A 13,489-nucleotide genomic window follows, 5' to 3' on the forward strand; every position below is an offset into this window, starting at 1 on the left:
TTTCGCAGGACTCTTTTTATTTAAAAGACCAAAAATTAGTCTTTCGCAAATTCTGTGTTGATAGCAAGTGTAATATCATCTCCCAGCATAGCTGATGGAGTATTTGGAGAGATACCAAAATCAGTACGTTTGATAACTCCGGTTGCCTTGAAACCAGCAACTGTCTTCTTGCTCATAGGATGAACCATTGTTCCGTTAAGAGTAACGTCCAGTTCAACTGTCTTGGTTACACCGTGGAAAGTAAGGTCACCTGTTACTTTGAACTTCTTGTCAGCAACTTTCTTCCATGTCTTGCTCTTGAAAGTAAGGGTAGGGAATTTAGCTGCGTCAAAATAATCAGCACTTCTTAAATGCTCGTCGCGCTGATCGTTATCAGTGTCTACGCTTGCAACTTCTGCGCTAACGTCTACTGTAGCATCAGAGAAATCTTCTTTTGAAGAAGTGATCTTTGCATCAAATTTCTTGAAAGAACCTTCAACGTTGGAAATGCTAAGGTGAGTAATGCCGAAACCGAGTTTTGAATGAGCCTTATCCAATGACCATGTTTGAGCTTGTGCGAATGCGGCAACCAGTACAAAGGCTGCTAAGAGGAATTGTTTTTTCATAAGAGGTTTAAGTTATTTTTTGAATTGTATGTTTAAACATCGAATTGGGAGCAATTAGTTCCACAGGCCTCAATTATTGCCAATTGGCCCCATATTGACCTGATTTTGAAGGTTTGGAGATCTTTTGAGATCAGTCGGGACTCAGGAATGCATAAATTACATTCTTAAATTTCTATCAATGAAATACTCACTCTTTCTGGCCATTTTACTGATGGTAATATTATTTGGTTGTGGTCCGAAGAAGCAGGATGCTGATCTCATCTTCATCAAAGGCAAGGTGTGGACAGGAGTGGATTCAACTTCATTCGTTGAAGCAGTCGCGATAAAGGGTAATGTCATTGCCCAAACCGGAAGTACGGAGGAGATACTGAATAACTACGGAAATAAATCAACAGAAGTCATTGATCTCAAAGGACAATTGTTGATCCCCGGCTTCAATGATGCTCACATTCATTTTTTGGGCGGATCAATTGGTCTAACAGAAGTTGATCTTACTGATGCTCATTCTGCAGAGGAAGTTGTGGCATTCATAAAGAAGTATGCCGACGAAAATCCTGATAAGAAATGGATTACCGGAAGGGGATGGCAATACACCATGTTTGCAAACGGACTCCCTTCCAAAGAACTTCTCGACAGTTCCTTGAGCGATCGTCCTGTGTTTATAAAAGCATATGATGGGCATAGTGCTCTGGCCAACAGTGCTGCTTTAAGCCTGTTGAAAATTACTAAGTCAACAAAGTATAAAGGCTTTGGAGAAATTGTTCATGCTGAGAATGGTGAGCCAACCGGAGTTTTTAAAGAAGAAGCGATGTCTGTGGTGAGTGATCGAATTCCATCTCTAACCACTGATGATAAAATTTCTGCTCTTAAAAAGGGTTTGGAGCTGGCTGCCTCTTTAGGAATTACCAGCATGACGAATGCCAGTGGCTCCATTGATGAATTCAGATTGTATCAAACACTTTTAGACAATCATGATCTTACCGTTAGAATGGGTGCTGCTATTTCTGTGGATGAACGGACAACGGATGACGATATAGTAAAGTATAAAGTTTTAATGGACAGCATTGGAAGAGATGACAGGCTATCCATCAATGCTGTAAAATTCATGCTGGATGGAGTTATCGAATCTCACACAGCAGCGATGTTGAAACCTTACAGCAATCCTGCCCCTGGAGAAACTTCACCCACTGGTAGCTTTGCTCTTCCCCTCGAAACTTATAAAAGACTTGTTGAGCAGTTTGATGCAAAGGGCTTCCGGATATTCACACATGCTATTGGAGATCTGGCGGTGCGGGAAGCATTGAATGCTTATGAACTTGCTGCTAAAACGAACAAGACTTCTGCACGACATCGCATTGAACATATTGAAACAATTTCTCCTGATGACTTGCCACGTTTTGCTTCCCTTGGTGTGCTTCCCTCCATGGAACCCATTCATGCTGAACCCGGAACCGTCTCTGTCTGGTCGCAGGGAGTAGGTACTGAGCGGTTGCCATATTCTTTTGCGTGGGCTTCCGTCTTGAAAGCTGGAGGCAAGCTTGTGTATAGCAGTGACTGGCCAGCTTGTGTCAGTTTGAATCCGGTTCGTGGATTACATACCGCTGTTACACGACGAACCATTGCAGGTGAACCTCAAATGGGTTGGGTGCCGGAACAAAAAATCTCCATCACCCAGGCATTGATAGCTTACACACAAGGAGGAGCATATTCTTCTTTTGAAGAAAATATGAAAGGAAAGATTGTTCCTGATTATCTCGCCGACATGGTCGTGTTATCACAGGATCTATTCACAATTGTTCCAATGAAAACTCATGAGACGAAAGTGGTGATGACTGTGTTTGATGGAAAGATTATCTACAGGAAAGATCAGGTGTCAAATCCCTAGTCCAGAACCCACTATCTTGCGGCATAATAAAGTTTGGATAGAGTGAACAACGCAGGGCATTTCTGTGTTCATCCTGCGTTCCGCAATTACAACAGCATTCATGAAGATACTTTTTAACTATTTAAAGAATTATAAAGGCCTGATTGCACTGGCTCTTTTCCTCGCCGCTACCAGTCAGGTGTTCTCGCTTCTGGATCCTCATATTACGGGTAAAATTGTTGACAATTTTATTGAAAAGAAGGATGCTCTCTCCCGGACGGATTTTATTAAGGGCATTTTATATCTCGTGGGCTTAGGGATCGGTGCGGCGATGGTATCCCGTATTGCAAAAAACCTACAGGACTATTTCACCAGCATTGTTGTTCAAAAACTGGGTGCAAAAATGTATGCTGACGGACTTCAGCACTCATTGGAACTTCCCTATCAGACATTTGAAGATCAGCGAAGTGGAGAAACATTAGGCATTCTCCAAAAAGTCAGAACCGACTCTGAGAAATTTATCACTCAGTTTGTAAGTGTATTATTTGCAAGCATTGTAGGGTTGATCTTTGTGGTGGTTTACTCACTATCCGTCAGCTATAAAGTTACGCTGGTGTACTTCGCGGCGGTTCCTATCATTGCATTAACAAGCTGGCTGCTAAGTCGAAAAATAAAAGTTGTTCAGAAGAGCATTGTAAAGGAGACCACATCACTGGCGGGATCAACTACGGAATCTTTACGAAACATAGAGCTCGTAAAAAGTCTGGGCCTTGCCAGCCAGGAGATCAAACGCCTGAACAATACAACCTACAAAATCCTTGGTCTTGAGTTGAAAAAAGTCAAGTATGTAAGAGGAATGAGTTTTTTGCAGGGAACGACAGTGAATTTTATAAGGAGTGCAATGGTCGTGATCCTGCTGCTGCTCATTTTCGACAATGAGATCTCAGCAGGTAAGTATTTTACGTTTCTCTTTTATTCATTCTTTTTGTTTGGACCCTTGCAAGAGTTAGGAAACGTGATCATTGCTTATCGCGAGGCGGAGGTGTCACTCACAAATTTTAACCGCATCCTGAGTCTTCCGAAAGAAGCAAAGCCAAAAGATCCCGTATTGATGGGACGGATAACAGACCTGAGCTTTAATGATGTTAGTTTCAAACATCAGTCTGCCAGAACCAATGCATTAAACAACATTTCATTTGAAACGAAGAACGGGCAGACGATTGCATTCGTGGGTCCATCAGGATCAGGAAAGACGACGTTGGTAAAGCTTCTGGTAGGATTGTATCCACCGAAAGGAGGCACGATTCTGTATAATAATGTATCGAGTGAGCGAATAAATCTGGATGAGCTGCGTGAGAAGATCGGGTTTGTTACACAGGATACTCAGTTGTTTTCAGGTAGCATTCGGGAGAACTTATTATTTGTGAGACCTGAGGCAACCGATGAAGATTGTATGAACGTTTTGCAAAAGGCTGCATGTCAGACACTGCTCGCTCGGGCGGATAAAGGATTGGATACTGTCATTGGTGAAGGCGGAGTAAAAGTTTCAGGGGGAGAGAAGCAAAGACTTTCCATTGCGCGTGCCCTCCTTCGTCAGCCGGATATCCTTGTTTTTGATGAAGCAACTTCTTCGCTTGATTCTATTACGGAGGAAGAAATCACACAGACAATCCGTGAAGTATCTACGATCAAGGATCACATTACCATTTTGATTGCACACCGGTTATCAACGATTATGCATGCGGACAGAATCTTTGTTTTGGAGAGAGGTAACATTATCGAGGCCGGAAGGCACGAAGAGCTCCTTCTTGAGAAAGGTTTATATTATGCGATGTGGAGACAACAGATTGGGGAAAAAGATAGTGTTGAGGTATAAATTAATTACACCTCAACACTTAGTATTAAGCTCCTTTTGTTTCCTGAATATACTTGTCAACGATCATTTCAAGTAACTCGAGTGGCACTGAGCCATTTTTCAAAACGGCGTTGTGGAATTTTCTGAGATCGAATTTCTCACCCAGAGCAGTCTTTGCTTTTTCTCTAAGCTCAAGAATCTTAAGCATTCCGATTTTATAAGCACACGCCTGACCAGGCATTACAACATATCGTTCGATCTCGGTTGTGACTTCGCTGGTAGGCATTCCAGTGTTGGCAACCATATAGTCAATCGCCTGCTGGCGCGTCCATCTTTTATGGTGGATGCCGGTGTCGACTACCAATCGCACTGATCTGAACATTTCAGCCTGAAGTCTTCCGAGATTTCCGAAAGGATCATTCTTGTAGAATCCAAGTTCCCAGGCAAGACGCTCGGAGTACAAAGCCCATCCTTCGGCATATGCTGTTGTTCCAAGAATATTTCTGAACATGGGAACGCTTTCAATCTCACTTTGAATGGCGATCTGAAAATGATGTCCTGGAATTCCTTCATGATAAGCGAGTGTCTTCATTCCAAATTTTACAATTTCATGTAAGTCGCGGAGATTGACATAAAAAGTACCACCCCGTGAATTGTCCATAGGCGGACCATTATAATATGCCGCTGCTGATCCTTCCTCTTTAAACGCAGGAACACGCTTTACTTCCAGTTTTGATTTCGGACGAATATCAAATGCACTGTCGAGATTACTATTGATCTCTTCCAGAAGTCGATCATATTCAGCTAATGCAAGTTTTCTCCCTGCATCGTCATTGCTAAACAGAAAACGTTCTTCTTTACTAATAGCCTGAACTGTTTCTCCGATGGATCGAGTCGTGTCTTTGTATCCCTCAGACTTTAGTATCTCCCACATTTCCTTTTTGATTCTAGCCACTTCTGACAGGCCGATGTTATGAATTTCTTCAGGATTAAGACTTACCGTTGTATTCTGCTTAAGCTGATACTTGTAAAAATTATCTCCATCGGGAAATTTCCAAACACCATCATCGTCGGTTGCCTTTTCTTTCAAAGCGGTGAAATAGTCAATGAGTTTCTGATAAGCAGGAAAAACAGTTTGCTGCATTTCTTTTTCAACACGACTGATCAATTCTTTTTTATCGGCGTCAGAAATATCTTTCAACGTATCAATCTTATTCTTGAAATTGGCGAACAGAATATTTGTTTGAATGGGATTGGGCTGCCCTTCTTCGAGATTGATTTTTTCTTTCCCCTGACCCGTAAAACCTTTCATTTCGCTTAACACTCTGTCGATCACAAAGCGAGGAGGGATAATCCCTTTGCTTTCACGGATCTTTAATCCTTCCAGTACCTGATCAAATTTGGTATCGAATTTTGAAAGACGCGCGATGTAAGCGTCCGCATCACTTGCATCACGAAGCTTGTGAGCGCTTTCCAGAAAACTTGGAAGATTGTTCTGTACACCAAACATCTGGTTGACAGGATAGTCATGATAGAAATAAGGTTCAGATTCGGCTTGAGTAGTGAGGAACCACTGAAGGATCTGAGTGTTCAGCTGGTTGGCCGGACTCTGACTTTCGAAATCATAACTTTTGAGAATTTCAAGATCCTCTTTGAATTGGTTGAATGTTTCCCACTGCTTTTTATCTGAGACGTCAGTGAGTTCGTCTTTGCTCATTCCGTAGAGAACTGGAATGCCAAGCTGAGTGACTGTTTCAGGATCGGTTAGGGCAAACTCAACAAAGATCTTATCATAGAAAAGCCGGATGCTGAAAGGCTTAAACCAGATAAGATTGATGACAAATCCGGCGAATAATATGAAGATGACGAGGAGGGAGCGGAGAATTATTTTCTTCCAGCTGATTTTGGTTCTCATGGGTGAAAGGTTTAGGGTTTTCAAATATAATGGTTAGCAATGGATTTCAACAAGAGAGATTCTCATTAAACAATAAACTCATTATATTCACGTTTGTATAACAAATAAACCTTGAAACAGGTCTTTCTTTTTGTATTCATTTTACTTTCTTCCAACTGCTTCTCCCAGGATTCATTCATAGTGATTCGTGGAAAAGTACTGGATAGAAAATCAAAGTCCCCTTTAGCCTACGCAAACATTTATCTGAAGGGGAGATCAATTGGAACGATTTCAAATGAATCCGGAGAATTTGAGTTTAAAGTGCCTGTTGAAAACAGGAATGATTCACTTATTGTTTCTTATGTAGGATATAAAAACCTAAGCAGTAAAATTCTGGATGTAAGAGGAGAACTTTTTTATCTGGAAAATTCCAGCACACAGCTTCAGGAAATAACTGTCAATACCCTTACGGGAGAGCAGATCATGAGAAAAGCTTTGGCAAGCATTGAAAATAATTATCCTGTCGGTCCCAACATTTTAAAGGCATTTTACCGTGATTGGAAAATACGCGAATCCACAGTCCCGGATTCTTCCAAGGTGACGTTGGTGGAGGCTGCCATTTCAGTTTATGATAAGAGCTATAAAAAAACTTCAAATGAATTGATTTTTGTGGACCATGTCAGAAGGAGCAAGGCGAGTGGGAATGAGTATAATTATTTATATCTTCTTGTTGAGCAGAATTATGTAAGGCATACATTCTCGAGGAACATTGGAAATGTTTTTGGTCCTTTTGATTTTAAGCATCTCACGTATGACCTGAAGGATATTGTCACACAGAATGGAGAAAATGTATATCTCATCACCGCAGAATCCAAAGAAGTACCCGGCCAGTATGAATTTTATATTTCAGCGAGTGACTTTGGTTTCTTGCGTATCACCTTTAAAGGACAGATGAAGGGAGATGTTATTCTTGGGGATGACAAACAGCCATGGTTGAAGAGAACTCATCAAATGATTTATATCGACAATGCATTGGTTTTTCGTAAGTACAACAATCGTTACTTTCTCAATTACTTAAAATTGAATTGGCGCACCAGAACTTTATCTGATGTTACAGGGGAGACAACCGATACGCGGGAATTTTTGCAGGAATTATTGGTAAATGAGATCATCACTGAGGATGTAGAGAAATTGGTTCATCAATACGGGCGACCTATGTCAAATAAGAAGAGCATTGAACAACAAATAAAACCTTACAGTAAGTCCTTTTGGGAAAGCTTTAACGTTATAAAGGAAAGGCCACTTAACGGAAAGTTGATGAAGCTTCTCGAGAAAGATGGAAAAATTGAAGATCAGTTTATGAATCAAAGATCCGATTCCTCAAAAGAAATCAGGAAGTAAGAAGTTTGATTGGCAAAAGATAGAGTGATCTTAGGATTGCAGACTTTTATAATACGCACATACTTTATTCATGACACACTCCGAGCATTTTGGATTGGTTGGGCGACAGATCTCTCTTCCAAGGAATGAAATCGCCATACCCGCCTCACCCCAGTCTTTTGGTGCGATGACTTCCATGAGTTGTTTTTCAATTTTCTTTGGATCAGTTCCTGTTGCGATGCCAAGGCGTGGAGCAACACGAACCACATGAAGATCGACGATAATTCCTTCTGCCTTCATTCCGGATTCGCGGAGAATAACATTGGCAGATTTCCTTCCAATGCCTGGAAGCTCTGTCAGACCTTCAAGAGTTGTTGGAATGTTCTTGTCTGACTTTATTGTTGCAGATAACTCCAGAAGCCATTTTGTCTTATTTCCAAAGTTCCGAATCTTTGATACGAAAGGGAATAATGATTCGCCATTTGCTTTTGAGAGTGCTTTCATATCAGGATACGACTCGAAAAGCGCCGGTGCAAGCTTATTAATATTGCGATCCGAATCCTGTGCGGAAAGAACAACCATCACGAGCAACTCGTACACGTTATTATAATCCAAAGGATGTTTTTTGCCTTTATATTTTTTAAGTAATGGTTGAATTTCTTTTTCCCAATTCATAGACGGAGTAAAATCTATGTTAAATATCATTATAGAATTTTGTAACCGAAAGCCGGAAGGCTTTTTTAGAATGAAGCCAGATAAGGATTTTAGTATTTATAAATATTTAATAGAGGGCGATTTTGAATGAAAAATGTTGATTTACATTGTAAAATGACACAACATTCAATTCGGCATTGCGTTTAACAGTGAAACATCCCCAGATGACCATTTCTATTCGAGTCATTTCTAATTAAGACTAATTTCATTTCATCTTTTAATTATCTGCACTTCTGAAGTGTTGGCTGAGATGATATTTTCTTAAAAGGATTTTACTTAAACAATAGATTATGAATTACAAACCATCAAATGCATTTATTGGAGCTTCGTGGGTAGCGTTAGGAACCGGAATGATTGGTTACATCATAGGTCTCTGGCGTTCTGATATGCAGCTTAATGAAAAGGGTTATTATTTCACAGTTCTGATGTATGGACTTTTCTCTGTTGTTTCTCTACAGAAAGCAGTAAGAGACAGACTGGAAGGACTGCGGGTCACAGATGTTTATTATGGACTCAGTTGGTTTTCGACCATCCTGAGTATTGTATTATTAATTGTGGGATTGTGGAACGCGGAATTATTGCCAAGTGAAAAAGGATTTTATGCGTTTGCATTTCTCCTGGCTCTTTTCGCGGCAGTGGCCGTTCAGAAAAATGTAAGAGATGTTCAGGCTTCTGAACGTGAGGGTGCGGTTTAATTTTAATGATATTATAATTGAAAGCCATCCTAAGGGGTGGCTTTTTTATTTCCCATTCCCGAACACAATCGGCCGCTCCCGACCGTCGGAGAAATACTCAATCTTGTTTTTGCCGCAAAATGATAATTTTACTTTGGACTGGAAATTGAATATCTGAAATCAACTTAACCCGCCTGTTATGTTGTTCAATTATTTGAAAATTACACTCAGAAGCCTGCTACGCAATTCGACGGCTTCCCTTATAAAGATAACAAGCCTCTCTGTTGGTCTTATAAGCTTCTCAATCATTGCTCTATTTGTTTCGCGCGAATGGAGCTATGACAAGCAGCATGTAAACTCTGAAAACATCTACCGTATTGTCAAGGATTTTGTTAATGATGATGGTAGTCACATACCGGATGCTACCACTCCGCCTGCTTTTGGTCCGGCATTACAAAGAGATCTTCCTGAAGTTGCTTCAACTACACGCGTATTTCCAAACTGGGGACATAAGTATCTGATTCAGTCTGGTGATGACAGCAGATATGAAGAAAAGGTCACCCGTATTGATAGCAGTTTCTTTGATGTGTTCTCATTTCCATTTGTGTCAGGAAGTAAAGAGGCCTCATTGACCATTCCAAACTTCATTCTTCTCACAGAATCTGCTGCAAAAAGATACTTTGGAGATAATGATCCTGTTGGTAAAACAATCAAGATCGACATTGGCAGAAATGGAACTGAGTTCTCTGTTACAGGTGTATTGAAAGATGTTCCTGCCACTTCTCATTTTACCTTTGACTTTCTTATTTCTGTCCGAACCTTCCGACGTCAGTTGGATACCGACTGGAATTGGTATAACTATTATACTTATGTCAGACTTAAGGAAGGAACTATTCGGGAAGATTTTGATAAAAAGCTGCAACCACTTTTCGTTAAATACAATCCAGAAAACAAAAACGAAGTCTACTCTCAGGCACTATCGGATATTCATTTAAACTCACATCTTAAGTGGGAGCTTTCTAACAATGGAAATGCGATGTATGTCAGAATTCTTTCTGTAATAGCCCTGTTTATGGCGGTGCTCGCAGCTATCAACTATATTAACCTTGTCACGGCCCAGGCTAGCAAACGTGCAAAGGAAGTTGGTATCCGAAAAGCTACCGGTGCTAATCGTACCATGCTGATTCGTCAGTTTATTCTGGAGTCAATGGTGATGGTGGTAGCGGCTTCGACAGTATCAATTGTTATTGCCGAGTCGATCCTTCCATTGATGACGAACTTTCTCGGAACGGAATTGAGTTTCTTCCATGACGCAAGTCGGGAATTGTGGATGACATTAGGAGGGATGGTCATCATCATTGGATTGCTGGCAGGAGTTTATCCCGCATTTTATCTTTCATCCTTTCAGCCTTCCACTGTGTTAAAGGGCTCCGGAATAGGAATGACAGGCAGCAACTTTTTACGGAAAGGTCTTGTAACGTTTCAATTTGTAATCTCTACTGTTCTTATTTGCGGTGCCCTGGTAATTACCAGTCAACTGGATTTTATTCGCAATACCGAATTGGGATTTGACAAGGAGAATATTTTAATGGTGCAAAATATTTCAGGAAGAGGAAAGAAGGCCGCGCTTGCAACGGAAGTGAAAAAAATAACAGGCGTTATGAATGCTGGCGGAGCGGATGGAACCTTAGGAGGATTGAACTGGACTACCAGCATTCGTGCAAAAGAAAACGAAGATGAGTTGTTACTCAATTTTCTTAATGTGGATGAGGAATTTCTGGATGTGATGAATGTTAAGATAAAGGATGGCAGAAACTTCTCTTCAAAAGTTGAGGCAGATAGCAGTGCGATTGTTTTGAATGAAACAGCAGTACGACAGTTAGGTCTCAAGGAACCTGTAATCGGGACGAATATCGTATGGGGTATAGATGAGAATGGTGTTGTCTATTACGCGGAAATTATCGGTGTCATTGAGGATTTTCATTTCACTTCGTTTCATGAGCCTATCAAGCCTTTTGGATTTGTTCTTGGGGAAAACAGTATTAAAACATTATTTGTTAAGGTTGATGCTTCCCAGATTTCCAATACTTTGGGTCAATTAGAGAGTGCATGGAAATCAATATTTCCTGACAAACCTTTTGAATACACTTTTCAGGACGAACAATTAGCAAAGCTTTACGAAGCTGATTCAAAATTCCAGAGGTTGTTTAGCTACTTTACGGTCATCACTATTTTGATCGCTTGTCTTGGATTGTTTGGTTTATCCGTGCATGCAGCAGAACAGAAAAGGAAAGAAATTGGAATTAGAAAAGTGCTGGGCGCAAGTGTGGCAAGTGTAGTACAGCTTCTTTCTGTTGATTTTTTCAAGCTTGTTGCAATTGCCATTTTAATAGCGATTCCGATCGGATGGTATTCCATGGATCAGTGGCTTAATACATTTTCGTATAGAGTCGATCTGAACTGGACGGTGTTTGCTCTTGCGGCCAGCGCAGCGATCCTGATTACCTTTATAACCATCAGCTTTCAATCCATAAGGGCAGCCATTGGCAATCCAATTGAATCGCTGAAGAATGAATAATCATAGTTTCGCTTATTGATTCAGGTATAAAATCTTCTTACGTTGCCGGAAATTAAGAAGACCTAAATCTGATCCTATGAAGAAAATATTCTTTGCCGTCGCGCTTTTATTTGCGTCTGGACAAATCTTTGCCCAGCGTCCTGCTTCTGATGTTCTTGAGACATCAAAAGGCCCTGTTGTTATTCAGCCCATCAAACATGGTACCGTAGTTTTTACCTGGAATGGGAAAACCATTTATGCGGATCCCGATGGTGGAGCCAAAGCATTTGAAGGTATTGCTGCTCCTGATCTTATTCTGATAACCGATATTCACGGTGATCATTTCAATCTTCCTACATTGGAAGCAGTCAGCACGGCCAAGACCATGATTATCGCACCGCAGGTAGTTGTAGATAAACTTTCTGAGACACTGAAAGCAAAAGCAGCAGTATTAGGCAATGGACAAGAGATCAGCAAGCTTGATATTTCTATAATGGCAATACCGATGTACAATCTGCCGGAAGCAACCGATGCAAAGCATACTAAAGGCAGAGGCAATGGTTATGTCCTATCGTTTGGAAATAAAAAGATCTATTTATCAGGAGATACAGCTGGTATTCCGGAAATGCGGTCATTAAAAAATATTGATGTTGCGTTTGTTTGCATGAATCTTCCATACACGATGGATGTACCTGAAGCTGCTTCTGCAGTGATTGATTTCAAGCCAAAAGTTGTATATCCTTATCACTATCGCGGTCAGAATGGAGTAAGTGATACCGAAGCCTTTAAGAAGATCGTTAATGATTCCAACAAATCAATTGAAGTGCGATTGAGAAATTGGTATTCGAATTAAAGATGAAGAATGAGAAATTAAAGGTGGATCGTGCACACCATCTTTAATTTCTCATCTTGATTCTTGATTTAATTGTTGTAGGCCGCAGCAAACTCCTTTGCAAAATCTTCAAGCTTCATAGATCCTGTTGGAGCCAGGTTGATAATTTCTTCCTGCATCTTTCCTGTTCTGATGGCATGTCCCATTTCTGTATAGGACCCTGCATGGGTCTCTGGTACTCCGCCCTGAAGCATGCCTTGCTTTTGTTCCTCATCAGAAAACACAATCCATGGAAGTTCTTTTCCAATTGATTTCCCTAAAACCTCCGCAATTTCTTTTCCTGTTCTGAGATCACTGAAGATGTATTGTATAGAGTTACCCTTGAAGTTAAGACTGAGAAGCGCTTCTGTTGCCACCTTTGCAATATCCTTGGGATGAACTAACGCAATCTTTTCTTCTCCATAATTGGCTCCCATAATTCCAGCCTGTTTCACCAATCCTATCTGATTCAATAAATTATAATAAAATGAAGATGGACGAATGTGCTTTACATTAAGCTCTTCAATCTTATTCAGCATTTTTTCAAAATCGGAGATGGCGTCAACCGGTCCGCAGCCTTCTCCGAGATGTGCGCCAATGCTGCTAAGGTTAACTACATATTTTATTCCATTTGATTTAATGGCTTCCACATAATTGTTAGCAACTTCCAGCTGTGATGCTTTCCAGTCTTTCGTTTGCCATACGGGCGGGATCATAGTGTATACCACCTCTGCATTTCTGAATGCATTCTTAACGAATGCCGCATCGAATAATGAGCCGACGACTGCCGTAGCACCCATCGCTTCGATCTCTTTTACTTTTTCAGGGCTGCTGGTAAGGATGGTAACTTTTTTTCCTGCTTTGATAAGCGCAGCAGCAATTGGCTTACTGATGTGTCCGATAGAACCGGTAATGAGATATTGATTCATGATAAAAGCGTTTATGTTTTTGACTTGCTCGCCGAACCTTTTGTCCGATGACGTTGCAATTCTAGTGCATTAGTTTTTAATTTGTGCTTAGGTATTTAAAACTGATGTAGTCATCGAAAACATACTAATATTGATAATCAATTAGT

The 13,489-nt window shown here is 40.6% G+C and carries 10 protein-coding genes; 6 read left to right on the forward strand and 4 right to left on the reverse strand.

What is annotated here, in order from left to right:
• Window positions 1–35 precede the first annotated feature (35 nt).
• Window positions 36–605 carry a YceI family protein gene (locus HOP08_12570; protein NOT75752.1) on the reverse strand — a complete coding sequence of 190 codons (570 nt, stop codon included), beginning with the start codon at window positions 603–605 and terminating at the stop codon, window positions 36–38.
• Between the two features lie 178 nt (window positions 606–783).
• On the opposite strand from HOP08_12570, the gene HOP08_12575 reads away from it, so the two are divergent.
• Both HOP08_12575 and HOP08_12580 read left to right on the forward strand, forming a co-directional pair.
• Window positions 784–2,490, forward strand: coding sequence for an amidohydrolase (locus HOP08_12575; protein NOT75753.1), 1,707 nt, complete (start codon window positions 784–786; stop codon window positions 2,488–2,490).
• A 100-nt stretch (window positions 2,491–2,590) separates the two neighbouring features.
• Window positions 2,591–4,345 (forward strand): ABC transporter ATP-binding protein, encoded by a 1,755-nt coding sequence (locus tag HOP08_12580; GenBank protein NOT75754.1) that lies wholly within the window; start codon window positions 2,591–2,593, stop codon window positions 4,343–4,345.
• A gap of 25 nt (window positions 4,346–4,370) precedes the next feature.
• Here HOP08_12580 and HOP08_12585 read toward each other — a convergent pair whose 3' ends face one another.
• The gene (locus HOP08_12585) at window positions 4,371–6,239 is read right to left on the reverse strand and encodes a DUF885 domain-containing protein (GenBank protein NOT75755.1); all 1,869 of its coding nucleotides are present in this window, start codon (window positions 6,237–6,239) and stop codon (window positions 4,371–4,373) included.
• Between the two features lie 111 nt (window positions 6,240–6,350).
• Here HOP08_12585 and HOP08_12590 point away from each other — a divergent pair, with 111 nt between their 5' ends.
• Window positions 6,351–7,619: a carboxypeptidase-like regulatory domain-containing protein gene (locus HOP08_12590; protein NOT75756.1), complete on the forward strand. Its 1,269-nt coding sequence runs from the start codon at window positions 6,351–6,353 to the stop codon at window positions 7,617–7,619.
• 30 nt (window positions 7,620–7,649) lie between these two features.
• Here HOP08_12590 and HOP08_12595 read toward each other — a convergent pair whose 3' ends face one another.
• Window positions 7,650–8,303 (reverse strand): endonuclease III, encoded by a 654-nt coding sequence (locus tag HOP08_12595; GenBank protein ID NOT75757.1) that lies wholly within the window; start codon window positions 8,301–8,303, stop codon window positions 7,650–7,652.
• Between the two features lie 299 nt (window positions 8,304–8,602).
• On the opposite strand from HOP08_12595, the gene HOP08_12600 reads away from it, so the two are divergent.
• The 3 genes from HOP08_12600 (at window position 8,603) to HOP08_12610 (ending at window position 12,396) form a co-directional block, all read left to right on the forward strand.
• Window positions 8,603–9,007: a hypothetical protein gene (locus HOP08_12600; protein NOT75758.1), complete on the forward strand. Its 405-nt coding sequence runs from the start codon at window positions 8,603–8,605 to the stop codon at window positions 9,005–9,007.
• Window positions 9,008–9,185: 178 nt separating this feature from the next.
• The gene (locus HOP08_12605) at window positions 9,186–11,564 is read left to right on the forward strand and encodes an FtsX-like permease family protein (protein ID NOT75759.1); all 2,379 of its coding nucleotides are present in this window, start codon (window positions 9,186–9,188) and stop codon (window positions 11,562–11,564) included.
• Between the two features lie 76 nt (window positions 11,565–11,640).
• Window positions 11,641–12,396, forward strand: coding sequence for an MBL fold metallo-hydrolase (locus HOP08_12610; protein NOT75760.1), 756 nt, complete (start codon window positions 11,641–11,643; stop codon window positions 12,394–12,396).
• 68 nt (window positions 12,397–12,464) lie between these two features.
• Here the strand turns inward: HOP08_12610 and HOP08_12615 are convergent, their stop codons facing one another.
• Window positions 12,465–13,343 carry an NAD(P)H-binding protein gene (locus tag HOP08_12615; GenBank protein NOT75761.1) on the reverse strand — a complete coding sequence of 293 codons (879 nt, stop codon included), beginning with the start codon at window positions 13,341–13,343 and terminating at the stop codon, window positions 12,465–12,467.
• Window positions 13,344–13,489 lie beyond the last annotated feature (146 nt).

It is taken from the genome of Cyclobacteriaceae bacterium, assembly GCA_013141055.1.
In the GTDB taxonomy this organism is placed as follows: Bacteria; Bacteroidota; Bacteroidia; order Cytophagales; family Cyclobacteriaceae; genus ELB16-189.